Genomic DNA, 24,824 nt, shown 5'->3' with positions numbered 1-24,824 from the left:
GGGCTGCAAGCCGCCTATATCCGCTATCAGTGACGGTGATTAGCCATTTTGGTAAGATTTTCTTACCAGAACGTAGCGGCATACGTTGCCTATCGGAAACTTTCGCTCTACATGCTAGCGGCATACAGTGGCGTACATTCGTGGGAGAGGAAGATAATGGCCAGCAGACAGACACGCAGCGGACTTCAGGTCGATCCGGTTCTGGTCGCATTCATCGAAGGTCAGGCTTTGCCCGGCACCGGTGTCACCGCCGAGACCTTCTGGAATGGCCTGTCGCGGATGGTATCCGAACTGGGTCCCAAGAACCGCGCCTTCCTTGCCAAACGCAAAGAGATTCAGGACCAATTGGATGCATGGCATCTGGATCGCAAAGGTCAGGACCACGACGCCGATGCTTATCAAGCGTTCCTGCACGAGATCGGGTATCTGGTCGAAGAGGGCGAAGACTTCCAGATCGAAACCGCCAATGTCGACCCCGAGATCGCCGCTACGCCGGGCCCTCAGCTGGTTGTACCGATCACCAACGCGCGCTTTGCTTTGAACGCCGCCAATGCCCGATGGGGCAGCTTGTATGACGCGCTCTATGGCACGGATGCGATGGGTGATTTGCCTGCGGGTGGAGGCTACGATGCTGCCCGCGGCGCGCGTGTCATTGCATGGGCCAAGGCGTTTCTCGACGATGCCGTGCCACTGGCCAGTGGATCCTGGGCGGACGTCACAAAGCTGAGCGTTGAGGCCGGCGCTTTGGTTCCTGCTCTGGAGGACGCCTCCAGCTTTGTGGGCCATGGCGGCGGCGCTGAAAAGCCCGAGTTCATCCTGTTGAAAAACAACGGTCTTCACATTCAGATCATGATCGACCCAATCAGCGCGATTGGCGCTGCTGATCCGGCCAACATCTCGGACCTGCGGCTCGAGTCCGCGTTGTCGACGATCATGGATTGCGAGGACTCCGTGGCCTGTGTGGATGCAGCCGACAAGGTTGTTGCCTACGGTAACTGGCTGGGTCTGATGAAGGGTGACCTGACCGAAGAAGTCAGCAAGTCCGGCAAGACATTTACCCGCCGGTTGGCGGCTGATCTTGACTTCACAGACGTGAACGGCGCTGAGGGGCGCCTCAAAGGCCGCTCGCTGATGCTGGTACGCAATGTGGGCCATCTGATGACCAACCCGGCCGTTCTGGATGCCGAGGGCAACGAGATCGGCGAGGGCCTCATGGATGCGCTCTGCACGACGTTGATCGCCATGCATGATCTGGCGCGCGACGGCGGCAACTCAGTCACCGGGTCGGTCTATGTGGTGAAGCCAAAGATGCATGGACCCGAAGAGGTCGCCTTCTCGGTCGAGATTTTCGACATGGTCGAAGACATCCTCGGCCTGCCGCGCAACACCGTGAAGCTGGGTATCATGGATGAGGAACGGCGCACCTCGGCCAACCTCAAGGAATGTATCCGGGCCGCGAAATCGCGCGTGGCCTTCATCAACACTGGCTTCCTTGACCGGACTGGGGATGAGATCCACACTTCTATGGAGGCAGGCCCGATGCTGCCCAAGGGCGACATCAAAAACACGCCGTGGATTGCGTCCTACGAGGATCGCAACGTCGATATCGGTCTGGCCTGCGGCCTGAAAGGCAAGGCGCAGATCGGCAAAGGTATGTGGGCCATGCCCGATCGCATGGGCGATATGCTGGAGGCCAAGATAGGCCATCCGCAATCAGGCGCCACTTGCGCGTGGGTTCCCTCGCCAACCGCTGCGACTTTGCATGCCACGCACTATCAAAAGGTCGACGTTCTGGCCCGTCAGGATGAACTGGCCGCAGGTGGGGCACGCGGCACGATGGAGGATTTGCTGACCGTTCCGCTGCTGGGTGGACGCAACCTCAATGATGATGAAATCACTCGTGAGGTCGAGAACAACGCGCAGGGTATTCTCGGATACGTCGTGCGTTGGGTTGATCAGGGTGTTGGATGCTCGAAAGTGCCGGACCTGAACGACATTGGTTTGATGGAAGACCGTGCGACCTGTCGGATTTCCAGCCAAGCGCTGGCCAACTGGCTGCACCACGGTGTTGTCAGCGAAGAACAGGTGATGGAGGCGATGCAGAAGATGGCGGCCGTTGTGGACCGTCAGAACGAAGGTGACGCTTCCTATCATCCGATGGCGCCCGGCTTTGATGGCATCGCATTTCAGGCGGCATGCGATCTGGTGTTCAAGGGGCGCGTTCAACCGTCGGGCTATACCGAGCCGGTTCTGCATGCCCGCCGTTTGGAGTTGAAAGCCAGCTTGGGTTAAGTGGATAGGGCGGGAACGAGGAGGCTGTCTGCCCACTCGCGCTTCCCCGAGGATATTTTTAGCCAGATGAAAGGGATCAGGGATGGCAATTTCCTTGCGCAAGGCGCGTACCATCATTCGCAAAGCTCTGGAAGAGGGGCGCCGGTTGGAGTTGAAACCGCTTTCGGTCGTTGTGCTGGATGCAGGCGGTCATGTTATTGCGTTTGAGCGTGAAGATGGCGCGGCCCCCGGACGGTTTGGGATTGCGCAGGGCAAGGCTTATGGCTCGGTCATGTTGGGTATGGCCGGGACGGCGCAGATGCAGCGGGCAGAAGCGCAGGCCTATTTCATGGCTGCGGTGAACGGCGTCTACGGTGGGCAGGTGGTTCCGGTGCCGGGCGGTGTGCTGTTGCGCGACAAGAAAGGGGCCGTGATTGGCGCCGTTGGCGTGACGGGCGACACCTCGGACAATGACGTGCTTGCTGCGATGGCAGGGATCGAAGCCGCGAACCTTGTTGGCGAAAGCTGATTTCCTTGAAGATGGAGAGAGCCTGCGCAGGCTCTTTCACCCAAACTGGACTTTTTGCATTGCCCGTTTAGCGGGCAATGGGAGCCCGATTGTCACACTGTCCTATCGTTTGAATAGATGTGCGGCATTGAACACGTACTTGCGCTGACACACAGGGCCTGTGCTATTGCGCGCTGTTGTCCCTGCCGATAGCTTTTCCACACGTTTAGGAAACAAATTGGGAAAGCAGAATGTCTCGACCCGTCGTCGGTATCATCGGCAACTCTTACTTGATGAATGACAACTACCCGACGCATGCCGGTGGCGCCATGAACTCGGATGCCGTTGCGAATGTTTCAGGGTGTTTGCCACTGCTGATCCCGGCTGATCCACGTTACGTCTCGGTCGAGGAATTGCTGGACGCGTGCGACGGGTTTCTTCTGACGGGCGGTCGCCCCAATGTGCACCCCGAGGAATATGGTGAGCCGCCGACCGAAGCGCATGGCGATTTCGACCGGGCACGTGATGCGATTACCTTGCCGCTGGTACGCGCCTGTGTTGAGCGCGGCCAACCCTTCTTTGGAATTTGCAGAGGTTTTCAAGAAGTTAACGTTGCGATGGGCGGTACGCTCTATCCCGAGATCCGCGACCTTCCGGGGCGGCAGAACCACCGGATGCCTCCTGATGGAACGCTAGAGGAGAAGTTTGCGCTGCGCCATGTCGTAACTCTGAACGACGGCGGCGTGTTCCATCGGCTGTTTGGTGCGCGCGAAGTGATGACCAATACGCTGCACGGTCAAGGGATCAAGGCCGTAGGCCAGAATGTTGTGATCGACGGTCATGCACCGGATGGCACGCCCGAGGCGATTTATGTCAAAGATGCGCCGGGCTTTACCCTCTCAGTCCAATGGCACCCGGAGTGGGATGCTGCAAATGACCCGGTCTCGCGCCCGTTGTTTGAGGCGTTTGGCGCAGCCGTCAAAGCCTGGTCCGCTGGATCAAGCACGCGGTTTCTGCAACAAACAGCATAAAATTTTTAGGCACCGGTCCGGCCGGGAGGGGATGCCGGACCGGTGCGTCGCGATCAAATCAGTAGGTCGAACTGATTGATCAGCGGCAGGGTTCGTGCACGTTCTCCGGTCAGATCAAACAGCGCATTACCTAAGGCCGGCATCGAGGGGGGTGTACCGGGCTCACCTGCGCCGCCCATATGGCGGTTGGTCTCGAGAACGCGCACTTCGACCCGCGGAGCCGTGTGCATGCGAAGTGCGTCATAGTCGGGGAAGTTGAACTGCTCGACTTCGCCCTCGGCAAAGGTGATCTCGCCGTAGCAAGCGGCGCTCAGGCCGTACATCATCCCGCTGAACATCTGCGCTTTGACGTTTTCTGGGTCCAACGCAAGACCCATGTCACAGGCGATCCACGCCTTGTTGATGCGGATGGTGCCGTCTTCGTCGACCACCTCGATCACCTGCGCAACCGGAGTGCCAAAGCTGTAGGTAAAGGCCACTCCGCGCCCGACGCCAGCCGGAGTTTGACCCGTCCAGCCAGACATCTCTTTCACGGCCTCAAGGCAACCTGCCGAGGGGGCGTGTTCGGTCTTCATCAACTCCAGTCGGAATTCCAGCGGGTCGCGGCCTGCGGCGTGGGCCATCTCATCCATGAAGGTCTCATGGAAAAAGCCGTTATGGCTGTTGCCGACCGAGCGCCAGAAGCCAACAGGCACGTCGAGCTTCGCGATATGGCCGCTCATCCGGTAGTTCGGAACCGCATAGGGTTGGTTGAAGAAGCCCTCGACCAGAACCTTGTCAGGGCCTGCGCCGGGCATGCCGGTATAGCGCTCGACCGCTTGCTGCGTACAGGATTGCGAGGCAACAGCGCCGTCGATCAGCACCGCTTTGCCATCCTTCACAGCGCCGCGCAGCCGAGCGATCGCGCCAGGGCGGTAGTAGTCGTGGCGCATGTCTTCTTCGCGGCTCCAGGTCGTCTGGACCGGAGTGCCGGGCACCGCCATGGCGACCTTGGTAGCGATCTCGCCGAAATCCAGTTCCCCACGACGACCAAACCCACCGCCCAGATAGGTGGTGTGGATCTGCACCGCATCCGTATCCAGACCGGCGGTATTGGCGACGCGGAATTGGATCAGAGTGGGCGCTTGATTGCCGCACCACAGTTCCAGCGCGTCTCCGGTGAAAAGCGCGGTGGCGTTCATCGGCTCCATCGTAGCGTGCGCCAGATAGGGCAGGCGGTATTCGGCGGTGATTTCGGTTGCGCCCTCGGGTGTGACGCTCACGTCGCCGTCGTCGCGCATGGTCGAGTTCGGTGCATCGTCAAATGCTTCGGCGATCTTGGCGAATATGCCGTCGGTTTCCGGCGGGTAGGGGGCATCCCCCCAGTCCACGTCGATCGCCTCAACCGCTTGATTGGCGAGCCATGTGTTGTTGGCGATGACCGCAACGCCAGTGCCTAGATCGACGATCTGTTCGACCCCCGGCATGTCTTTTGCGGCGCTGTCGTCATAGCCGTCCATCGCGCCGCCCAGCTTGGGGTTCATGCGCACGGCTGCAAATTTCATACCCGGCAGGCGGACATCGACGCCGAATTCAGCGGTGCCTGTGGCTTTGCTAACCATGTCCAGACGCGGTTGGGTCTGGCCCAGATATCGCCATTGGGATGGGTCACGCAGAGGCACCTCGACCGGCTCTAGACCGGCCGCATCCATTGCGAGGTCGGTATAGGCGATCTTGTCGCCATTGGGCGCGATGACATGCCCCGAGGCCGTCTGTAGTTGCGACGGGTCAACCTCCAGACGGTCGGCAGCTGCCCGTTTCAGTGTCTCGCGGGCCGACGCGCCGGCCTGCCGCATCCGCCCGAACCCGTCTTTCATCGAGGTCGAGCCACCGGTGACCTGAAGGCTCAGCGCTTTGCCGAGGACACCCAGCGCCTCACCCAGATTGTGCTGGAAGTTCGAGATGTCGTAGCCCTTGTTTGGCAGCCCTTCGCCAACAAGCGCGGAATTGTAATACGCCGCCGCAGCAGGGCCGTGCAGCACGTTGATCTGGTCAAGATCGACATCTAGTTCTTCAGCGATCAAAGCAGCCCAGGTCGTCTTTACGCCCTGTCCCATTTCGGCACGCGGGGCGAACAATGTCACGCCATTCTGGTCGATCAGAATGAACGGGTTAAGCGCGGCCTCACCCTCGCCAGGTTTCAGAGGGTTTGGGGCGGGACGGGTGACGTAGTAGGCACCAAAGGCCACACCGCCGACAATCGCGGCCGAGCCGATAAGGAAGGTGCGGCGCAGAATTTTTCCAACTTTGCCCATCTCTTAAGCCTCCTGCAACTTGCCAGCGGCGTCTTGGATCGCGGCGCGGATGCGGGGATAGGTGCCACAGCGGCACAGGTTGCCCTGCATCGCGTCATCTATGTCCGCGTCGGTTGGAGCGGGGTTTTCGGCCAGCAAAGCCGCCGCCTGCATGATCTGCCCGGACTGGCAGTAGCCGCATTGCGCGACCTGATGATCTACCCAGGCCTGCTGGATCACGGCTATCGCTTCGGGCGAACCGATGCCTTCGATCGTAGTCACATCGCCCCAGACATCGGACAGCGACACCTGACACGATCGCACGGCCTCACCATCGATATGCACGGTGCAAGCGCCACAGGCGGCCACACCGCAACCGAATTTGGTTCCGGTCAGGCCGACCTCATCCCGGAGAACCCAAAGCAGGGGGACGTCGTCGGGCAGGTCAACCTGATGTTGCTTGCCGTTGATCTTCAGCGCGGTTGCCATGGCACACCTCTCGTAGCTGTGGCGGTTTCTGACATAATTGTCTGAAAGTGTCAGTATGTCAATTGACAAATTAAACGAAAAGTGTCAGATCGGTTTCATGACGGAAAAACAGGACGATCCGCGGCAACAGGCCATTCTTGCGTCGGCGCTTGAGGCGTTCGCGGCCTATGGGTTTCGCAAAACCTCGATGGACGATATCGCCAAAGGGGCGGGTATGTCGCGCCCGGCCGTTTATTTGCACTACAAGAATAAAGAGGCGATTGTCCGCAGCCTGACGCGCGCGCACTACGCCGAGAAGACCGCAAACGTATCGCGGGCCTTGTCGGGTAGTGGTAGCGTGTCCCAGCGTTTGGCGCGTGCGATTGACGGCCAGATCAAGGGGTTGGCTGAGATACTGACCTCTCCCCACGGGCGCGAGATGCTGGATACCAGCAAATCGACCGCCTCGGACATTTTGGCCGAGGGTGAGGCGGAAATGACCGCGCTTTATGCCGACTGGTTGCACCGCGAAAACAGTGCCGGACGCGTCCACCTACCCAACGGCCCGGAAGAGACAGCGAAGACCATCACCGCGACCCTGATGGGCGTCAAGATGACCGCAACCAACGCAGCTGAATTCGAGCAACGTATCTCGCAATTGGCGGAATTGCTGGGCGCCGGGCTCGAGGTCAGGTAACCCGCTGGCGGATTTTGTACTCGGGTTGGTCCCACAGGTCGTTGGTGATGATGTCCGCCAGAATATCTGCGGCCTGTTCCACGTCGTTCTCGTCAACATAAAGCGGCGTGAAGCCAAAGCGCATGATGTCCGGCGCGCGGAAATCTCCGATCACGCCGCGGGCAATCAGCGCCTGCATGGCCGCATATCCTTCGGCAAAGTGGAATGAGACCTGACTGCCACGCTGCGCCGGATCGCGTGGGCTGGCGAGGGTTATGCCGGGGCAAGTGGCCTCGACCTTTGCAATGAACAACTCGGTCAGTGCGATGGATTTCGCCCGGACATCGGCCATCTCGATCATGTCCCAGACATCCATCGCCGCAGACAGCGCCGCCATTTGCAAGATCGGAGGGGTGCCGACCCGCATCCTCTCGATCCCCGAACCGGGACGATAGTCGAGATCGAAGGCAAAAGGTGCTTCGTGCCCCAACCATCCCGAAAGCGCGGGGCGGACACGGTCGGACAGGCGCGGGGCGACGTAGATGAACGCGGGCGCGCCGGGGCCGCCGTTGAGGTATTTGTATGTGCATCCGACCGCGAAATCGGCATTGCACCCGGCCAGATCGACCGGAATTGCACCGGCAGAATGGGCCAGATCCCAAACCGTCACCACACCGTTGGCATGGGCCAACTCGGTCAGAGCTTTCATGTCGTGCATACGGCCGGTGCGATAGTCGACCTCGGTCAGCATCAGAACGGCGACCTCTTCTGTGATGTTTTCAGCGACCTCTTCCGGGGCGACGACGCGCAATTCGTACTCCGCGCCCAGCGAGCGCAGCAATCCGTCCGCCATATACAGATCGGATGGGAAATTGCCGTTGTCCGACAGCACAACCTTGCGGTTCGGGTTCAGCTCCAACGCCGAAGCAACGGCCTGATAGACTTTGATCGACAGCGTGTCACCCACCACAACGCTGCCTGCCTCTGCCCCGATCAGGCATCCGATCCGATCCCCCAGACCCGTGGGCAATCCCATCCATCCGGCCTTGTTCCAACCGGTAATCAGCATCTGCCCCCATTCCTGCGTCGCCGTCTGGTGCAGACGCGCATCAACCGCCTTTGGCAACGGACCCAGAGAGTTGCCGTCAAGATAGAGAATGCCTTCGGGCAGTTCGAACATGGCTTTGGTTGCTTTGAAGTCGGTCATTCCGGCTGGGCCCTGTTGTTTATTTTGGTTATATCCGTTGGCTATCGGATGCGCTAAGCGCTGTCTACCGATGCATATCTTCGAAATAAATTGCCGCGACCTTTTGATGTTTTGATCTTAAGGTCGGAAAGCGGTAGACAAACTGTCGAAAACGACACTTTCTTTGAGAGATATCGACAGGTAATCAGCGCGAATGCAGAAAATCGACATCCCTCCGATCTGGTTGCTGGGGGCGGCTTGCCTCGCGTGGTTTCAAGCGCAACACCTGTCCTTTGGGCTGTCCCTTGAAGGGTGGATGACTGATCTTGCAAGCGGCGTGCTCATCGGTGGCGGTATTGTTTTGGCTGTTCTGGCGGTTGTCGAATTCCGCCGCCATCAAACGACGGTAATGCCGCACCAGACCCCATCCAGCATGGTGCAAAGCGGAATTTTCAAACGCAGCCGGAACCCAATCTATCTGGGAGACGTCCTTATCCTGACCGGTTTGATCCTGCGTTTCGATGCGGTGCTGTCGCTGGTTCTGGTGCCGATTTTCGTCTGGATCCTGGAACGCCGCTTTATCGAGCCGGAAGAGGATCGCTTGCGCCGCAAATTTCGCGCTGACTTCGCCCGTTATGCGCAAAAGACGCGACGCTGGATTTGAAGGTGTGCTGCCAATGACACAACGTAACGAATGCTGCAGTTGCGAAATAATCTTTCGCAATGTAGGTGAGGATTGAACGAAAGATGCAAAGAACTCGCGCGAACATATCGAAAGTAAAGGAGGCTCTCCGTTGAAGATAGGAACGCCAAAAGAAGTTTTTGACGGTGAGAACCGGGTGGCGATGACGCCGGACTCGGCGCGCCAGCTGCAAAAACTGGGCTATGACTGCCTGATCGAAAAGGGTGCCGGTGCTGCGGCAGGCTTTTCTGATGCGGCTTATGAAGAGGCCGGTGTCGAGGTTATGAAAACAGCGGCGTCGCTTTGGAAAGCTGCGGATATCGTCGCCAAGGTGCGCCAGCCGAATGAGACCGAGCTGAAGCGTCTGACCAAAGGCAAGACGCTGATCTCTTTCTTCAACCCGGCCGGGAACGAAGAAGGGATGGAGGCTGCCAAGTCCAAAGGCGCGAATGTCATCGCGATGGAGATGGTTCCGCGTATTTCCCGTGCGCAAAAGATGGACGCTTTGTCCTCGATGGCGAACATCGCTGGGTACCGCGCGGTAATCGAAGCCGGCAACAACTTTGGCCGGTTCTTCACCGGTCAAGTGACGGCGGCCGGTAAAGTGCCGCCTGCAAAGGTGCTGATCGTGGGGGCCGGTGTGGCTGGTCTTGCTGCGATTGGGACGTCCACGTCGCTCGGTGCAATCACCTATGCGTTCGACGTGCGCCCCGAAGTGGCCGAACAGGTCGAGTCGATGGGGGCCGAGTTTGTCTATCTGGACTTTGAAGAAGACCAGCAGGACGGCGCGGCCACCGGCGGCTATGCCTCGGTTCAGTCGGAAGAGTTCCGCGAAGCGCAGCTGGCCAAGTTCCGTGAGCTGGCGCCCGAGATGGACATCGTGATCACCACCGCGCTGATCCCGAACCGCGAAGCGCCCGAGCTTTGGACCAAGGATATGGTCGAAGCGATGAAGCCGGGCTCGGTCATCGTCGATTTGGCGGCGGAAAAGGGCGGCAACTGTAAGCTGACCGTCGCGGATGAGAAGATCGTGACCGACAATGGCGTGACCATCATCGGCTATACCGACTTCCCAAGCCGGATGGCGGCGCAGGCGTCCTCTCTGTACGCGACCAACATCCGTCACATGATGTCTGATCTGACACCCGAAAAGGACGGTCAGATCAATCACGATATGGAAGATGACGTGATCCGCGGTGCAACCGTGACCCATGGGGGTGAGATCACCTTCCCACCGCCACCGCCCAAGGTGCAGGCGATTGCGGCGCAGAAGAAACCCGAGGTCAAGGAACTGACCCCGGAAGAGAAAAAGGCGCAGGAAATCGCAGCCTTCAAGGCGCAGACCAAGCAGCAGTTCACGCTGCTGGGTGTTGGTGGCGCGCTGATGTTGCTGGTGGGGCTGATCGCTCCGGCAAGCTTCATGCAGCACTTCATCGTCTTTGTGTTGGCGATCTTCGTGGGCTTCCAGGTGATCTGGGGCGTCGCGCACAGCTTGCACACACCGCTGATGGCGATCACCAACGCGATCTCGTCGATCATTATCGTTGGGGCGTTGATGCAGATTGGGTCCGGGTCGTTCCTGGTTATTCTGCTGGCGGCATTGTCCGTGTTCATGGCCGGGATCAATATCTTCGGCGGCTTCCTCGTAACCCGGCGCATGCTCGCCATGTTCCAGAAATCCTAAGGAGGTCGGGCATATGATTGGCTTCACTTCTGCCGCTTACGTTGTTGCGGCTGTCCTTTTCATCCTGTCGCTCGGCGGCCTTTCGAACCAGGAAAGCGCCAAGCGCGCGGTCTGGTATGGTATCGTTGGTATGGCGCTGGCGGTTTTTGCCACGCTTGTCGGTCCGGGTTCAGGCCTATGGCTGCTGTCCATTCTGCTGATCATCGGCGGTGGTCTGATCGGTCAATACGTGGCGCAGCGCGTCCAGATGACCGAGATGCCGCAGCTGGTCGCTGCGATGCACTCGCTGGTCGGTCTTGCGGCCGTGTTCGTCGGCTTCAACGCGCATTTCGAGATCGGAAACGTGGCTCAGGTCATGGCGATCAAAGATAGCGCGGGTCAGGCGGACCTGTCCGACCTTGGTGCATTCGCAAAGCTGATCGCCAAGAAGACCCCGGCGGAACTGGCGATCCTGCATGTTGAGCTGTTCCTGGGCATCTTCATCGGTGCGATCACCTTTACCGGCTCTGTCGTGGCCTATGGCAAGCTGGCCGGAAAAGTGACCTCGGCGGCGACCAAACTGCCCGGTGGTCATATGCTGAACGCGGCGGCTGCGGGTCTCTCGCTGATCTGTCTGATCTGGTACACCAGCTCGGGTGGGTTGTTCCCGCTGTTCCTGATGACACTGGCGGCGCTGTTCATCGGCTATCACCTGATCATGGGGATCGGTGGTGCTGACATGCCCGTGGTTGTGTCGATGCTGAACTCGTATTCGGGTTGGGCGGCTGCGGCGATTGGCTTTAGCCTTGGCAACGACCTGCTGATCGTTGTCGGCGCTCTGGTTGGCTCGTCGGGTGCGATCTTGTCCTACATCATGTGTAAGGCGATGAACCGTCACTTTGTCAGCGTGATCCTGGGCGGCTTCGGTGGCCCGCAGGGTGAGCAGATGGCTGTCGAAGGCGAACAAATCGCGATTGAGGCGGACGGTGTGGCGGCTGCGCTGAACGATGCGGATAGCATTGTCATTATCCCGGGTTACGGCATGGCTGTTGCTCAGGCACAGCAGTCGGTGTCCGAGCTGGTCCGCAAGCTGCGCGCCAAGGGCAAAGAGGTGCGCTTTGCGATCCACCCCGTTGCTGGACGCCTGCCGGGCCACATGAACGTGCTGCTGGCCGAGGCGAAAGTGCCGTATGACATCGTGCTGGAGATGGACGAGATCAATGATGATTTCCCGGACACGGATGTGGCCATCGTCATCGGCTCGAACGACATCGTGAACCCAGCGGCACAGGAAGATCCCAACAGCCCCATCGCCGGGATGCCGGTTCTGGAGTGCTGGAAGGCCAAGCAGGTCTTTGTGTCGAAGCGCGGTCAGGGCACCGGCTATTCGGGCATCGAGAACCCGCTGTTCTTCAAAGAGAACACGCGCATGTTCTATGGCGACGCCAAGCAGTCGCTGGACAAGCTACTGCCGATGATCGAGTGATCAAAACGCACAATTCAATTGCAAAGGGCGCCTGCGGGCGCCCTTTTCTTTTCTACTTTGAAGCGGGCTTGGCCTTCGCGCCTCCAGAGTATTGCAGCCAGATGAAGCAGGCTTGATATGCTATTTTAGGTCTGAAGGGTACTTTGTGGGAGCAAGGTCATGGAGAAAGTAAACGGAATCGGCGGGGTCTTTTTTCGCGCGAAGAACCCCAAGGCGCTGAGCGAATGGTATGAAATGCACCTGGGGGTAAACCACTACGATCCGGTCCCTTGGAAGCAGGCCGAAGGCTATACGGTCTTTGCACCCTTCGCCCAGGATACCGCGTATTTTGGCCGAAGCGAGCAGCAGTGGATGATCAATTTCAGGGTTGATGATTTGGCCGCTTTGACACGCCAGCTACAGGACGCAGGGATCACCGTCGAAACCAATCCGGATTGGGATGGCGAGGTGGGTAAATTCGCCCGTATTCATGATCCCGAAGGCAATCCCATCGAGCTATGGCAGCCAAATCAATGAATTGGCTGGAATGTATACCGTCGCATTCTTGTAAGTATCTGAAATAAAATGGGAATTGATGTATTTTGGGTGTGCCGTATAGTGTGTCGGATGAATCGGAGCCCCGCATGACGCCAATCGATGACCACCCTTTACGCTATCGGCTTGCCAATGAACTGCACGCCCGACCTTTTCCGGTGGCGCAGGTTCCATGCACGGTTGCCTTTCTGGCGATCAAGAAGCCCGGCACGTCGCAAGGAGGGGATCGGCAGGACGACATTGCGCATTTGATCAATCTGCTGGATCGCCACGGCGCGCCGAACCCTCAGCCCGACGCGACCCACTATGCGGGGCAGATCGGACGCTATTGGCTCAAGTGGGAGCAACACACTGAGTTCGTAACCTTTACCGCGATCTCTCAGAACGTGAGTGAGCGGGCGTTCAACCCCGCCGATTTCGAAGTCTTCCCGCCGGATTGGATGATGGCCAGTCCCGGCCAAAGGATCACGTCTGCGTTGCTACGGGTTGTTCCGCGTCCAGAGGATGACGTCGTCCGGAACTTGCTACCGGATTGGTTCGAACCCGAAAGCCTTGCTGTGTCCCGCGTTTTGGACGATGCTGCGATCTGCGCCAGCGATTTTCGTATCGACCCGGCAGGGCATATGCGGTTCGCGCTGTTCGTCTCGGATGGAACCGGAGAGCGCCGGGTTGGACGTATCATCCAGCGCCTGTGCGAGATCGAGACCTACAAAGCAATGTCTATGCTTGGGTTTGCGCGGGTCAAATCGCTGACCCCGCGCATCGGCGAGTTGGATCAGAAGCTGACCGCGCTGATGGGCGAGATGACCGATGGCGGCAAACATCCCGATGATATGCTACCGCAACTGCTGAAAACCTCGACCGAGTTGGAGACGATCTCGGCACGCTGTTCCTTTCGGTTTGGGGCCACGGGCGCCTATGAGGCCATCGTTAACCAGCGCGTCAAAGTCTTGCGGGAAGAGCGGTTCATGGGGGGGCAGACCTTTGCCGATTTCATGATGCGCCGCTATGACCCTGCGATGCGGACCGTGAAGTCGACGGAACTGCGCCTACAGGCCCTGTCCGACCGGGCCATCCGCGCCGGAGATCTTCTGAGAACACGTGTGGACGTGGAACGCAGCGCGCAGAATCAGGCCTTGCTGGAAAGCATGGACCGCCGCGCCGATCAGGCCCTGCGGCTGCAGCGCACGGTGGAGGGGTTGTCGGTGGTTGCCATCAGCTACTACGCCGTCTCGCTGGTCAGCTATCTGCTTTATCCTCTGACGTCCGCGGGGATCAGTAAGGGAATGTTGACGGCCTTGGTCACGGTTCCGGTCATTCTGGCCGTTTGGGTGGGCGTCCGCAGAATTCGGCGTCGGCTGGAGTGAGCGGCGCTTGCCTCTGTTTGGTAGCGTTGTACTAGTAGCCGGCGAAGCGCATCAAACAAGCGGAGCTTTAATATGATCAGTGTCGTTGCTGCGTGGCGCGCCGTCACCGCGATGTTCGCGCTGAATGGTGCCCTGTTCGGTATCTGGGCCTCTCGCATCCCGGCAGTGCGCGATCATCTGAACCTCAGCCACGAAGAGCTTGGGTTTGGCCTTCTATTCATGGCTGCGGGCGCTGTCTGTTCCTTTCCAGTGACCGGACGATTGACCGACCGGTTTGGAGCCGTGTCGATCACGCGGATCATCGCGGTTCTGTACACCTTTTCGCTGGTTTTGCTGGCGCTGGCCGACAGCTTCACCATGCTTGCGGCGTTCCTGTTTCTGTTTGGTGCCTTTCATGGCTCAATGGACGTGGCGATGAACGCATGGGCTGCCGAGGTAGAGCAGGCTTACGACAAACCGCTCATGTCTTCATTTCATGCGATGTGGAGCCTGGGTGCCGGCCTCGGGGCGGTAAGTGGATTTACAGCGGTTCAGTGGGATGCGACCGTTCTGCAGCATTTCCTTGTTGCGGGAGGCGTTGTGGTGGCACTGGCCTTGGCTATGTCCTGGGTACAATGGACGTCGCGCCGCGCGGAACAGTCTCAAGGTGCCGTGTTTGCATTCCCGTCCGGGGTGTTGATCCTCGTTGGTTTCACCGCGCTATGCGGTGCGTTGGGGGAAGGTGCGGTCGCAGATTGGAGCGCCCTTTTCCTGCGCGACGTTACTGGGGCCGCTGAGAGTGTCGCAGCCTTGGGTTATGCGGTTTTTTCGGTCGCAATGGTGGTGTGTCGTTTGGCAGGCGGCTTCCTCATCGCGCGCGTAGGCCCGGTCGCAGCAGCGAGGGGCGGCGGTGTCTTTGCTGCGATAGGGGTGTTCTGCGTGGTGTCCGCCGGTGCTGCGCCATTGGCGTTGGTCGGGTTCACGCTTATGGGGGTCGGTTATGCGGTGATCATGCCCTTGGCGTTCAGCCGCGCAGCCAACGACCCAAACACCCCACCGGGACAGGCCATCGCCAGTGTCGCAACGCTCGGATATGGGGGACTGTTGATCGGACCGCCTCTGATCGGGTTTCTGGCCGAATTGTTGTCGCTGCGGATGGCATTTGGTGTATTGCTGCCGCTTGCGGTGCTGATCGTGGTCTGTGCCGGCGCGCTGAAGCGCGCCGACTGAGTTTTGTCACCGGCCGCGAATGCGCGGATCCAGCGCGTCTCGCAAGCCATCGCCCAGATAGTTCACGCTGAGAACAGTCAGCGAGATCGCTAGGCCGGGCCAGAACACACGCTCGGGGTATTGCTGCAGATAATCGACGCCATCAAACAGCAGGCGGCCCCAGGTCGGGAAATCCGGCGGGAAGCCGAGCCCGAGGAAGGACAGCGCGCTTTCGGTGATGATCGCCGTCGCAATCCCCAGCGTCGCCGACACCATGATCGGAGACAGCACGTTCGGCAGGATGTGCCGCGTGATGATCTGCCGGTTGCTGGTGCCGATGGAGCGTGCAGCCAGAACGAATTCACGCTCTTTGATGGCCAGCACGTCACCGCGCACGATCCGCGCCGTGGGCATCCACGAGGTGATGCCGATGGCGCAAACGATCAGGATGAAAATCCCACGCTCCAGCCCGAATGCGGCGGACAGAGGCTCGCGGAACAGCAGCATCATGACCAGCAACAGGGGCAGAAGGGGGAGTGCGAGGAACAGATCGGTCAGTCGCATCAGCGGTCCGTCGAGGCGTTTGAAGAAGCCTGCGATCACACCGATGAAAGACCCGAGAAACAGCGCCAGCAACATAGCGGTGATGCCCACCGAGACCGAGGTCTGACCACCCGACATCATTCGCGCCAGAATATCCCGGCCCAGCTGATCGGTGCCGAAAGGATGTGCCCAACTTGGGCCCTGATTGCGTGACCGGATGTCGATCTGGGTTGGATCTATGCTCCAGAGGTACGGCCCCAGATACACACCGGCGACGATGAAGATGAATAGGATCGCCCCGATCATCGCGCCTTTGTGCGTTTTGAACTGATCCCACACATCGCGCCACTGACTGCGGGGTGGTGTGGCCAGGTCATCCATCACGCCTGCGGTCGGCAGCGCGGTTGAGGCGGGGGCCAGTCCTTCGTCGGGGACCAGCGTGTCTGATTTGTCAGTATCAGTCATAGCGAATCCTCGGGTCCAGAATGCCGTAGAGCACGTCAGCAATCAGGTTGAACAGAACGATCAACACGGCAAAGATGAAGGTCAGCGTCTGCACCATCGGCAGGTCATTGGCTTGGATCGCGCCGATCAGCAACTGGCCGATTCCGTTCACCTTGAAAACCTGCTCGGTGATGATTGCGCCGCCGAAGATGGCCGGAATACCCAGCGCAATAACGGTAACCACCGGGATCATCGAATTGCGCAGGACGTGAACCATCACAACCGTGTATTCGCTCAGCCCTTTGGCGCGGGCGGTACGAACGTAGTCTTGGTTGAGGTTGTCCAGCATCGAGGCGCGCATGAAGCGGCTCAGTTGCGCGGTGATTTGCAACGCCAGAACCATGACGGGCATGATCATCTGCTTGAGCTGCACGACGAAGCTATCCCAGCTATTCACCACGTGAGTCGTGTCATAGATCGATGGGAACCAGCCCAGCTGGACCGAGAAGATCACGATCACCAGCACGCCCGAGAAGAAGGGCGGGACCGAGAAGCCGACCATCGAAACGAATGTGCCCATCTGGTCGAACCAGGAATACTGTCGGTATGCGGAATAGATGCCGATGGGCAGGGCGATCAGAATGGCGACCACATAGGCGGTGCCAACAACCCACAGAGTCTGCGGGATACGCTGAACGACGATGTCCATGACAGGCGAGCGGGTCTGCCACGAAATCACACGCAGGTCACCTTCCGAGAAAGTGGTGCCAAACATATGGTCGATCAGAACCTGCGGCTCGATCCAGAAGAACTGCACGATCCATTTCCAGAACCGGATATGCATCGGCTGGCCAAGGCCTAACGCCTCGCGCATCTTCTCTTTGACTTCGGGGGGGACGGTGAGGGGAACCTGTGCCATCGGGTCGCCTGGGGCAAGCTCGAGCAGCAGGAAGATGACGAGGCTGATGAACAGCAGCGTGGGTACGGCCAGCACCAGTCGTCTGATGGTAAAGTTGAGCATTCAAAGGCGCCTTTGTTGATGCGTCTTTTTGTTGGAGTGGTCTGCAAATGACCGCGCCCCGATAAAGATCGGGGCGCGATATTGCAAGATTAACGCTTAGGAACCGGTCTTGCGGTACCAGTCCGCAATGTTCCACAGCTCGCTGTCCCAAACGTTAAGGACAACACCACCCAAGGTGTTTGCATGCGCCGACAGGCGACCACGGTGCACCAGCGGGATCATGCCGCCGTTTTGAACCATGATGTCGTTCAGCTGCTTGGCGATCTCGGCTCGGGCTTCCAAGCCCGCGGTTTCAGCCAGTTTGGCGTGCAAGGCGTCAAACTCTTCGTTGCAGAAGCGGCTGATGTTCTCACCCTGCCACTGCGACTCAGGCTTCGGTGCCTTGTCGCACAGACCGTTGCCCAGATAGGACTGCGGGTCGGTACCGTTGAAGGTATTGGCGTACATCTCAACGTCGGCATAGAACTTCTGGAAGGTGTCAGGTGAACCCGGGTCACCACCGAAAAAGACCGATGCGTTGATGTTGCGCAGTTCGGACTCAATGCCGATCTGGCTCCACCATTCCTTGATTAGCGCCTGGAAGTCCTGACGCACAGCGTTGGTCGAGGTCTGGTAGACGATTTTCAGCGGCACACCGTCTTTTTCACGAATGCCGTCGCCATCGGTATCAACGATGCCTGCGTCATCCAGCAGCTTCTTGGCGCCTTCGATATCCTGCGTGTCACAGCTCATCGAGGTCGAGCTAAACGCAGCCGGAGCCGGAACCCAGTTACAGGTCACTTTGCCAGCCTGACCGTAGCCGATCTCAACCAGCAGCGGGCGGTCAATTGCCATGGACATGGCTTTGTAGACGGCCGGGTCCTGCAGGAATGGGTGCGGATGCGCGGCTGTCGAGCGCTCGCCTTCCGGCAGGTCGGGCGAAGGGTTGGTCTGGTTCAGCATGATACGTTCGACCAGCGGGCCAAAGCCGGCGACCGGAGTACCTTTGCCACCTTCCTGCATCTGCGCAATGACCTCAGGGGCCAGCTGCAGGTTCCATGCGTAGTCAAACTCGCCAGTTTCCATAACCGCACGACCTGCCGCTGTTGCGTCGCCGCCACCTTTGAAGGTCACGCTGGCAAATGCCGGCTTGGCCGGGTCACGGTAGTTGTCATTGGCGGCAAATGTGATCACGTCGTTCGGCTTGAACTCGGTGACGACAAATGGGCCGGTGCCGATCGGGTTGAAGTTCTGATCTGTACATTCAGGGGCTTTTGCGCCCATGCAGTCAGCGAACTGAGCCGCCTGAATGATCGGGCTTTCACCACCCACGAACGGTCCGTAGGGGAAGGGGGTCGGTGCGTCAAACGTTACCTTAACGGTTAGGTCATCGACAGCTTCGACATCGGTGACGCCTTCAAACTTGGTCACCTGTGCACAACCGCCTTCGGGGTCCATGCAGTAGTTTGCGGTAAACACCACGTCGGCCGAGGTGAACGGAGTACCGTCCGACCATGTGAGGCCAGGCGCAATCTTCCAGGTGATGGTGGTCAGGTCTTCGCTGACGCCGCCATTTTCAACGGTCGGGATTTCAGCGGCCAGATAAGGCACCATGTTCCCGTCTTGGTCGTAGCGTGCAAGTGGTTCAATAACCAGCGAGGCTGCCTCAACATCTTTTGTGCCACCCGATAGAAACGGGTTCATAATTGACGGAGCCTGCCAATAAATGATGCTGACATTGCCGTCCGATCCGCGCTCGGCAAAAGCCGCTGGGGCCATCGCCGTGCTTGCAATCGCACCAAGCAAAAGGGTTTTGATCTTCATAAGTCACTCCCGAATTGGACACTTGCGTGTCTCGATTATCTCCGCAATGCCTGCGGATTTGGCGTTGCCGACTATTGGCTAAGGCATTGTTAGAAATAGCAATTGCATTTCGCGCAACGCGATTTCTGCCTTCGCTGGTTGTCGGTTACGCGGGTATCGAAACAGAACTTAGGAAAATTGCAAGCCTTGCCGTCACGAAATCGTGCATTGCGTTTGACTTTTCCTGGCTCGCCGCCTTAGCGTTCGGCATCCATAAAAACAAAACGACCCAAAAGGGAGCGCGCGCGTGCTGGATCAACCAATTGCCCAGATCAAAAAACTGAGGGTGGAGTTTCAGACGAAAGACGGCCCGGTCGTGGGCGTTGAGGACGTCTCGTTCGAGGTAAATCCGGGCGAAACGGTTTGTATTGTTGGCGAATCGGGCTCGGGCAAGTCGGTTTCATCGCTGTCTCTGATGCGTCTTGTCGAGTTCGGCGGAGGCGAAATCGCCGGAGGCGAGCTTCTGTTTGACCGCCGCGACGGGGCCGAGATGGACCTGGCCGATGCCGATCAGGATCTGATGAAACAGATTCGCGGCAATGAGATCGGAATGATCTTTCAGGAGCCGATGACCGCCCTGAACCCAGTTTTCACCGTTGGTCGGCAACTGACCGAAGGACTGCGCATTCACAAGGACATGTCCAAGGCGCAGGCTGAAGAGCGGGCTTTGGAGCTGCTGCGCCAGGTGCGAATCCCCGAACCCGAGCGCCGGTTGAAGCAGTACCCGCACGAGCTTTCAGGGGGCATGCGCCAGCGCGTGGTGATCGCAATGGCGATGGCGTGCGAGCCACGTCTGCTGATCGCGGACGAACCGACGACCGCATTGGACGTGACCATTCAGGCTGAGATTTTGGCCCTGATGGACCGTTTGAAACGCGAAACGGGCACTGCAGTTATGTTCATCACCCATGACATGGCCGTGGTGGCACAGATGGCCGACCGCGTTGTCGTCATGTTCCGTGGCAACAAGGTCGAAGAGGGCCCGGTCACCGAAATTTTCGAAAATCCGCAACATGACTACACTAAGGCCCTTCTGGCCGCGGTGCCGAAACTGGGTGAGATGCAGGGGAAGGCCGCGCCGGAACCGATGAAACTGTTGGGTGTCGAAGGGCAGAACATCGCTCCGATTCCCGGCACGGAAGAAACACTGCTGACGGTCAAGAACCTGACCACGCGTTTCCCTGTCAAAGGCGGCTTGCTGCGCCGGACGATCTCAAACGTTCACGCGGTCGAAGATGTCTCGTTCACGCTGAACAAAGGCCAGACGCTCAGCCTTGTGGGCGAGTCGGGTTGCGGCAAGTCCTCGGCCGGGCGCTCGATCCTGCGATTGGTCGAGCCGATGGCTGGTGAGGTCAATCTGGACGGCGTCGATATCATGAAGCTGGACCAATCCGGTCTACGCAAGGCGCGGCTGGATATGCAGATGATCTTTCAGGACCCGTTTGCCTCGCTCAATCCGCAGATGCAGTTGATCGACCAAGTGGCCGAACCCATGCGCAACTACGGCGTGGCCTCGGGGTCGGAACTGCAGGATCGCGTGGCGCAGCTGTTCGATAAGGTGCAACTGCCGCGCAGCTTCATGCGCCGTTTCCCGCATGAGATGTCCGGCGGTCAGCGCCAACGTATCGCAATCGCCCGCGCGTTGGCCTTAAACCCGAAACTGATCATCGCGGATGAGGCGGTCTCGGCGCTGGACGTGTCGGTGCAGGCGCAGGTGCTGAACCTGATGATGGAGCTGCAATCCGAGTTGAGCTTGTCTTACCTGTTCATCAGTCACGACATGGCCGTTGTCGAGCGGGTCAGCCACCATGTGGGCGTGATGTATCTGGGCCGGATTGTCGAACTTGGACCGCGCGCGCGGGTGTTCGAGAACCCGCAGCACCCGTATACGCAGGCGCTGATGAAGGCGGTTCCAATCGCGGACCCGAACAAACGAAAATCGGAAAAAGACTTGAATTTCAAACCGATCCCGTCACCTATTCATCCAATCGGATACGCGCCAGAACCGTCTAACTACAAAGAGATTGAGCCGGGCCATTTCATCCTGACTACGGATAGCGGGTACTAACAAATATGCTACAGCGTCTGACGCCGCTTGAGATCATGACCAAACTGATCTCATTCCCGACTGTAAGCCGTGACACAAACTTGCCGCTGGTGGACTGGGTCGAAGGTTACCTGAACGAACACGGTATCGAAGCCCATCGCTGGCCGGACCCGGATCAGCCGAACAAGGCGGCGATCTTTGCGCATGTCGGCCCGTGGGAAGAGGGGGGCGTTGTCCTCTCGGGTCACACCGATGTCGTTCCGGTTGACGGGCAGCCCTGGGATACGGATCCGTTCACCGTCACTGAGAAGGACGGGAAGTATTACGGACGCGGCACCTGCGACATGAAGGGCTTTGACGCGCTCGCGATCTGGGCACTGGTCGAAGCGCGCAATGCAGGCCTCAAGCGTCCTTTGCAACTGGCACTGAGCTTCGATGAAGAGGTCGGATGCACTGGCGCTCCGCCAATGATTGAGGCGATGAACAAAGTGCTGCCAAAAGGCTCGGCCGTAATCGTGGGCGAGCCTTCGACAATGCAGGCCGTCACCGGCCACAAGGGCGGTTTCGGCTATGACACGCATATGGTCGGGTTCGAGGTTCATAGCTCGATCATGCACACAGGCGTGAATGCCATCATGGAGGCTGCTCCGCTGATCAATTGGGCGAACGAACAGAACACCCGCAATCAGGCGGCCACGCCCAGCGAAACGGCAACGGTATTCGATCCGCCCTGGACCACGGTCCATGTGGGCATGATCGAAGGCGGCACTGCGCATAATATCACCGCCAAGGATTGCCACTTCATGCTGGATTTCCGCACGGTGCCGGATGAGAGCAAAGCCGCTTGGCGCGATGCCTATTTCGAACAGGTGCGCGCGGTTGAAGCGCGGATGCAAGCCGTTCACCCCGAAACGCGGATCGAAATCTCGGAGAATTTCTCGATCCCGGGCTTGGTCCCCGAAAAGGATGGCGAGGCCGAAGCTCTGGTACGCGCCCTGACCGGCGATAATGCCAGCCATGTGGTCAGCTATGGCACCGAGGCGGGGCAGTTTCAGGAAGCAGGCTATTCTGCCGTCATTTGCGGCCCTGGGGACATTGCGCAGGCGCATCAACCGAACGAGTTCATCTCAGTCGCGCAGTTCGAAGCAGGCCATGCGTTCATGCAGCGGTTGGTCGAAAAACTGTCCACCTGATCCCAAGGAGGTCCAAAATGCCGGTGAAAAACAGACTGGCCGAAATGCAGGCAGAGATTACCAAGTGGCGCCGCCATCTGCATGCTCATCCCGAACTGATGTATGACGTCCACGAGACCGCCGGTTTTGTTGTTGAGCGGCTGAAGGCCTTCGGTGTCGATGACATCACCGAGGGCGTCGCCCAGACAGGTGTCGTGGCCGTGATCAAGGGCCGCTCGGACACCAAGGGGCGGGTGATTGGATTGCGGGCAGATATGGACGCCCTGCCGATCGAAGAGGCGACGGGTCTGGATTATGCCTCGACCGTTCCGGGCAAGATGCATGCCTGTGGGCACGACGGGCATACCTCGATGCTGCTTGGGGCTGCGCAATACCTGGCCGAGACGCGGAATTTCGATGGCACCGCCGTGCTGATCTTTCAACCGGCCGAGGAGGGCGGCGCCGGAGGTCTCGCCATGTGTCAGGACGGGTTGATGGAGCGCTGGGGCATTCAGGAAGTCTACGGCATGCACAACATGCCTGGCCTGCCGGTTGGTGAATTTGCGATCCGGCCCGGAGCCCTGCTGGCCTCGTCGGACGAGTTCGAAATTACCGTCACCGGCAAGGGTGGCCACGCGGCCGCCCCGCATGAGGCGGTGGATACAACGCTTGTCGCATCGCATATTGTTGTTTCTTTGCAATCCGTTGTGGCCCGTACTGTCGATCCGATCAAACGAGTTGTTCTGACGGTGGGTACGTTCGAGACGGACAGCGTGGCCTCAAACGTCATTGCGCATACGGTCCGTCTGAAAGGCACGGTGCGAACGCTTGACCCCGAGTACCGCGCGATCGCGGAACAGCGTGTTCGCCGGATTGCCGAAGATACGGCCTCGGCTTTTGACGCGTCCGCTATAGTAGAATGGACCCCAGGCTATCCGGTGACGGTGAATTCCGAGGCCGAGACCAGCTATGCCGCCGAGGCCGCCGCAGCCGTGGCTGGAAAGGTGAACGATGGTACCGACCCGATCATGCCGTCGGAAGATTTCGCCTACATGCTTGAAGAACGGCCCGGAGCCTACATCTTTCTAGGGAACGGAGACACCGCAATGTGTCACCACCCGGAATACAATTTCGATGATGACGCCATACCCGCCGGCTGCAGCTGGTTCGCTGAAATGGTCGAACGCCGGATGCCGGCCGAATGATTTAGGAGAGAGACAAGATATGCCAGTCAAAAACCGCTTTGCGGAACTGCAGGACGAGATCACCACGTGGCGACGCGACCTGCACGAAAACCCCGAAATCCTGTTTGAAACCCACCGCACCAGCGCTCTGGTGGCCGAAAAGCTGACAGAGTTCGGCTGCGATGAGGTCGTCACCGGTATTGGCCGCACGGGCGTTGTCGGTGTGATCAAGGGCAAGTCGGACAGCAATGGCAAAGTGATCGGTCTGCGCGCGGATATGGATGCTCTGCCGATCCTCGAGGCGACGGGGCTGGACTATGCCTCGAAAACGCCGGGCGCGATGCACGCTTGCGGCCATGATGGCCATACCGCGATGCTGCTTGGGGCGGCAAAGTACTTGTCGGAGACCCGCAATTTCGATGGCACCGTCGTAGTGATCTTCCAGCCCGCCGAAGAAGGCGGCGGCGGTGGTCGCGAAATGTGTGAAGACGGCATGATGGACCGCTGGAATATTCAGGAGGTCTACGGGATGCACAATTGGCCGGGCAAACCAGTGGGCAGCTTCTCGATCCGTCCAGGGTCGTTCTTTGCAGCGACCGATCAGTTCGACATCACGTTTGAAGGGCGCGGCGGTCATGCGGCGAAACCGCAGGAGACGGTCGATACCACAGTTATGACAGCACAGGCGGTGCTGGCGTTGCAGACGATCGCCTCGCGCAATGCCGACCCGGTCGATCAGGTGGTTGTGTCGGTGACCTCGTTCGAGACCTCGTCGAAGGCGTTCAACGTGATCCCGCAATCGGTTCAGATCAAAGGCACCGTGCGCACCATGAGCAAGGAGATGCGTGATCTGGCCGAGAAGCGAATCAACGAGATTTGCAACGGCCTGGCAGCGACCTTTGGTGGCACGGCGGACGTGACCTATATCCGCGGTTATCCGGTTATGGTGAACAGCGATGAGCAGACCGAGTTTGCGGCTGACGTCGCGCGCTCCGTGTCTGGTGCTTGCGAAGAGGCTCCTCTGGTCATGGGCGGCGAGGATTTTGCCTTCATGCTGGAAGAACGTCCTGGGGCCTATATCTTGGTGGGCAATGGCGACACGGCCATGGTCCATCACCCCGAGTACAATTTCAACGATGAGGCCATTCCAGCCGGGTGCAGCTGGTGGGCCGAGATTGTAGAACAGCGGATGCCTGCGGCCTGATGGAGAGGGTGGGGGCTCTGCCCCCACTCCCCCG

The 24,824-nt window shown here is 59.1% G+C and carries 20 protein-coding genes; 14 read left to right on the top strand and 6 right to left on the bottom strand.

Annotated features, from left to right (window positions below; genetic code table 11):
• Positions 1-156: 156 nt before the first annotated feature.
• The 3 genes from ACR0J4_RS10575 to ACR0J4_RS10565 all read left to right on the top strand — a co-directional run bounded on the left by ACR0J4_RS10575 (position 157) and on the right by ACR0J4_RS10565 (position 3,810).
• Positions 157-2,292 carry a malate synthase G gene (locus ACR0J4_RS10575; RefSeq protein ID WP_170643019.1) on the top strand — a complete coding sequence of 712 codons (2,136 nt, stop codon included), beginning with the start codon at positions 157-159 and terminating at the stop codon, positions 2,290-2,292.
• Between the two features lie 82 nt (positions 2,293-2,374).
• Positions 2,375-2,800 carry a GlcG/HbpS family heme-binding protein gene (locus ACR0J4_RS10570; RefSeq protein WP_170483737.1) on the top strand — a complete coding sequence of 142 codons (426 nt, stop codon included), beginning with the start codon at positions 2,375-2,377 and terminating at the stop codon, positions 2,798-2,800.
• A 230-nt stretch (positions 2,801-3,030) separates the two neighbouring features.
• Positions 3,031-3,810, top strand: coding sequence for a gamma-glutamyl-gamma-aminobutyrate hydrolase family protein (locus ACR0J4_RS10565; RefSeq protein ID WP_170643018.1), 780 nt, complete (start codon positions 3,031-3,033; stop codon positions 3,808-3,810).
• A gap of 53 nt (positions 3,811-3,863) precedes the next feature.
• On the opposite strand, the gene ACR0J4_RS10560 is transcribed toward ACR0J4_RS10565, so the two are convergent.
• Positions 3,864-6,104: a molybdopterin cofactor-binding domain-containing protein gene (locus ACR0J4_RS10560; protein WP_170643017.1), complete on the bottom strand. Its 2,241-nt coding sequence runs from the start codon at positions 6,102-6,104 to the stop codon at positions 3,864-3,866.
• A gap of 3 nt (positions 6,105-6,107) precedes the next feature.
• Complete coding sequence (locus tag ACR0J4_RS10555; RefSeq protein ID WP_170643016.1) at positions 6,108-6,572, bottom strand: (2Fe-2S)-binding protein; 465 nt, start codon at positions 6,570-6,572, stop codon at positions 6,108-6,110.
• Between the two features lie 97 nt (positions 6,573-6,669).
• On the opposite strand from ACR0J4_RS10555, the gene ACR0J4_RS10550 reads away from it, so the two are divergent.
• A complete protein-coding gene (locus ACR0J4_RS10550) occupies positions 6,670-7,248 on the top strand; it encodes a TetR/AcrR family transcriptional regulator (RefSeq protein ID WP_170643015.1) in 579 nt (192 codons plus the stop codon).
• On the opposite strand, the gene kynU is transcribed toward ACR0J4_RS10550, so the two are convergent.
• Positions 7,241-8,434: a kynureninase gene (gene kynU, locus ACR0J4_RS10545; RefSeq protein WP_170643014.1), complete on the bottom strand. Its 1,194-nt coding sequence runs from the start codon at positions 8,432-8,434 to the stop codon at positions 7,241-7,243. The two genes, ACR0J4_RS10550 and kynU, sit on opposite strands and share 8 nt — an antisense overlap.
• 193 nt (positions 8,435-8,627) lie before the next feature.
• Here kynU and ACR0J4_RS10540 point away from each other — a divergent pair, with 193 nt between their 5' ends.
• The 6 genes from ACR0J4_RS10540 to ACR0J4_RS10515 all read left to right on the top strand — a co-directional run bounded on the left by ACR0J4_RS10540 (position 8,628) and on the right by ACR0J4_RS10515 (position 15,354).
• Positions 8,628-9,077 (top strand): methyltransferase family protein, encoded by a 450-nt coding sequence (locus ACR0J4_RS10540; protein WP_170467948.1) that lies wholly within the window; start codon positions 8,628-8,630, stop codon positions 9,075-9,077.
• Positions 9,078-9,207: 130 nt separating this feature from the next.
• A complete protein-coding gene (locus ACR0J4_RS10535) occupies positions 9,208-10,779 on the top strand; it encodes a Re/Si-specific NAD(P)(+) transhydrogenase subunit alpha (RefSeq protein WP_170643013.1) in 1,572 nt (523 codons plus the stop codon).
• Between the two features lie 13 nt (positions 10,780-10,792).
• Positions 10,793-12,244 carry an NAD(P)(+) transhydrogenase (Re/Si-specific) subunit beta gene (locus ACR0J4_RS10530; RefSeq protein ID WP_170375069.1) on the top strand — a complete coding sequence of 484 codons (1,452 nt, stop codon included), beginning with the start codon at positions 10,793-10,795 and terminating at the stop codon, positions 12,242-12,244.
• A gap of 159 nt (positions 12,245-12,403) precedes the next feature.
• Positions 12,404-12,760 carry a VOC family protein gene (locus tag ACR0J4_RS10525; protein ID WP_170554273.1) on the top strand — a complete coding sequence of 119 codons (357 nt, stop codon included), beginning with the start codon at positions 12,404-12,406 and terminating at the stop codon, positions 12,758-12,760.
• Between the two features lie 107 nt (positions 12,761-12,867).
• Positions 12,868-14,145 carry a DUF3422 domain-containing protein gene (locus ACR0J4_RS10520; protein ID WP_170747314.1) on the top strand — a complete coding sequence of 426 codons (1,278 nt, stop codon included), beginning with the start codon at positions 12,868-12,870 and terminating at the stop codon, positions 14,143-14,145.
• A gap of 72 nt (positions 14,146-14,217) precedes the next feature.
• Positions 14,218-15,354, top strand: coding sequence for an MFS transporter (locus ACR0J4_RS10515; RefSeq protein WP_170643011.1), 1,137 nt, complete (start codon positions 14,218-14,220; stop codon positions 15,352-15,354).
• A gap of 6 nt (positions 15,355-15,360) precedes the next feature.
• Here the strand turns inward: ACR0J4_RS10515 and ACR0J4_RS10510 are convergent, their stop codons facing one another.
• From ACR0J4_RS10510 to ACR0J4_RS10500, 3 genes are all read right to left on the bottom strand, one after another.
• Positions 15,361-16,341 (bottom strand): ABC transporter permease, encoded by a 981-nt coding sequence (locus tag ACR0J4_RS10510; protein ID WP_170375078.1) that lies wholly within the window; start codon positions 16,339-16,341, stop codon positions 15,361-15,363.
• Positions 16,334-17,341, bottom strand: coding sequence for an ABC transporter permease (locus ACR0J4_RS10505; protein ID WP_170375080.1), 1,008 nt, complete (start codon positions 17,339-17,341; stop codon positions 16,334-16,336). Before ACR0J4_RS10505 ends, ACR0J4_RS10510 begins: the two co-directional genes overlap by 8 nt.
• A 96-nt stretch (positions 17,342-17,437) precedes the next feature.
• Positions 17,438-19,144, bottom strand: a complete 1,707-nt coding sequence (locus ACR0J4_RS10500) for a peptide ABC transporter substrate-binding protein (RefSeq protein ID WP_170375081.1) — start codon at positions 19,142-19,144, stop codon at positions 17,438-17,440.
• A 286-nt stretch (positions 19,145-19,430) separates the two neighbouring features.
• On the opposite strand from ACR0J4_RS10500, the gene ACR0J4_RS10495 reads away from it, so the two are divergent.
• The 4 genes from ACR0J4_RS10495 to ACR0J4_RS10480 are packed head-to-tail and all read left to right on the top strand — an operon-like array spanning position 19,431 to position 24,790.
• Complete coding sequence (locus ACR0J4_RS10495) at positions 19,431-21,251, top strand: ABC transporter ATP-binding protein (protein WP_170643010.1); 1,821 nt, start codon at positions 19,431-19,433, stop codon at positions 21,249-21,251.
• Between the two features lie 5 nt (positions 21,252-21,256).
• Positions 21,257-22,423, top strand: coding sequence for an acetylornithine deacetylase (gene argE / locus ACR0J4_RS10490; protein ID WP_170643009.1), 1,167 nt, complete (start codon positions 21,257-21,259; stop codon positions 22,421-22,423).
• A gap of 17 nt (positions 22,424-22,440) precedes the next feature.
• Complete coding sequence (locus ACR0J4_RS10485; protein ID WP_170643008.1) at positions 22,441-23,607, top strand: M20 aminoacylase family protein; 1,167 nt, start codon at positions 22,441-22,443, stop codon at positions 23,605-23,607.
• Between the two features lie 19 nt (positions 23,608-23,626).
• Positions 23,627-24,790, top strand: coding sequence for a M20 aminoacylase family protein (locus ACR0J4_RS10480; RefSeq protein ID WP_170637115.1), 1,164 nt, complete (start codon positions 23,627-23,629; stop codon positions 24,788-24,790).
• The last annotated feature ends 34 nt before the right edge of the window (positions 24,791-24,824 follow it).

This window comes from Ruegeria sp. B10, from assembly GCF_056539825.1.
Note: the sequence above shows the minus strand (reverse complement) of the source record. Positions and strands in the feature narration are given on the sequence as shown.

Excerpts from the sequence above, each read along its gene's own strand:
- ACR0J4_RS10575 (WP_170643019.1), top strand. The coding sequence starts at position 157 with ATGGCCAGCAGACAGACACGCAGCGGACTTCAGGTCGATCCGGTTCTG.
- ACR0J4_RS10570 (WP_170483737.1), top strand. The coding sequence starts at position 2,375 with ATGGCAATTTCCTTGCGCAAGGCGCGTACCATCATTCGCAAAGCTCTG.
- ACR0J4_RS10565 (WP_170643018.1), top strand. The coding sequence starts at position 3,031 with ATGTCTCGACCCGTCGTCGGTATCATCGGCAACTCTTACTTGATGAAT.
- ACR0J4_RS10560 (WP_170643017.1), bottom strand. The coding sequence starts at position 6,104 with ATGGGCAAAGTTGGAAAAATTCTGCGCCGCACCTTCCTTATCGGCTCG.
- ACR0J4_RS10555 (WP_170643016.1), bottom strand. The coding sequence starts at position 6,572 with ATGGCAACCGCGCTGAAGATCAACGGCAAGCAACATCAGGTTGACCTG.
- ACR0J4_RS10550 (WP_170643015.1), top strand. The coding sequence starts at position 6,670 with ATGACGGAAAAACAGGACGATCCGCGGCAACAGGCCATTCTTGCGTCG.
- kynU (WP_170643014.1), bottom strand. The coding sequence starts at position 8,434 with ATGACCGACTTCAAAGCAACCAAAGCCATGTTCGAACTGCCCGAAGGC.
- ACR0J4_RS10540 (WP_170467948.1), top strand. The coding sequence starts at position 8,628 with ATGCAGAAAATCGACATCCCTCCGATCTGGTTGCTGGGGGCGGCTTGC.
- ACR0J4_RS10530 (WP_170375069.1), top strand. The coding sequence starts at position 10,793 with ATGATTGGCTTCACTTCTGCCGCTTACGTTGTTGCGGCTGTCCTTTTC.
- ACR0J4_RS10525 (WP_170554273.1), top strand. The coding sequence starts at position 12,404 with ATGGAGAAAGTAAACGGAATCGGCGGGGTCTTTTTTCGCGCGAAGAAC.
- ACR0J4_RS10520 (WP_170747314.1), top strand. The coding sequence starts at position 12,868 with ATGACGCCAATCGATGACCACCCTTTACGCTATCGGCTTGCCAATGAA.
- ACR0J4_RS10515 (WP_170643011.1), top strand. The coding sequence starts at position 14,218 with ATGATCAGTGTCGTTGCTGCGTGGCGCGCCGTCACCGCGATGTTCGCG.
- ACR0J4_RS10510 (WP_170375078.1), bottom strand. The coding sequence starts at position 16,341 with ATGACTGATACTGACAAATCAGACACGCTGGTCCCCGACGAAGGACTG.
- ACR0J4_RS10505 (WP_170375080.1), bottom strand. The coding sequence starts at position 17,341 with ATGCTCAACTTTACCATCAGACGACTGGTGCTGGCCGTACCCACGCTG.
- ACR0J4_RS10500 (WP_170375081.1), bottom strand. The coding sequence starts at position 19,144 with ATGAAGATCAAAACCCTTTTGCTTGGTGCGATTGCAAGCACGGCGATG.
- argE (WP_170643009.1), top strand. The coding sequence starts at position 21,257 with ATGCTACAGCGTCTGACGCCGCTTGAGATCATGACCAAACTGATCTCA.
- ACR0J4_RS10485 (WP_170643008.1), top strand. The coding sequence starts at position 22,441 with ATGCCGGTGAAAAACAGACTGGCCGAAATGCAGGCAGAGATTACCAAG.
- ACR0J4_RS10480 (WP_170637115.1), top strand. The coding sequence starts at position 23,627 with ATGCCAGTCAAAAACCGCTTTGCGGAACTGCAGGACGAGATCACCACG.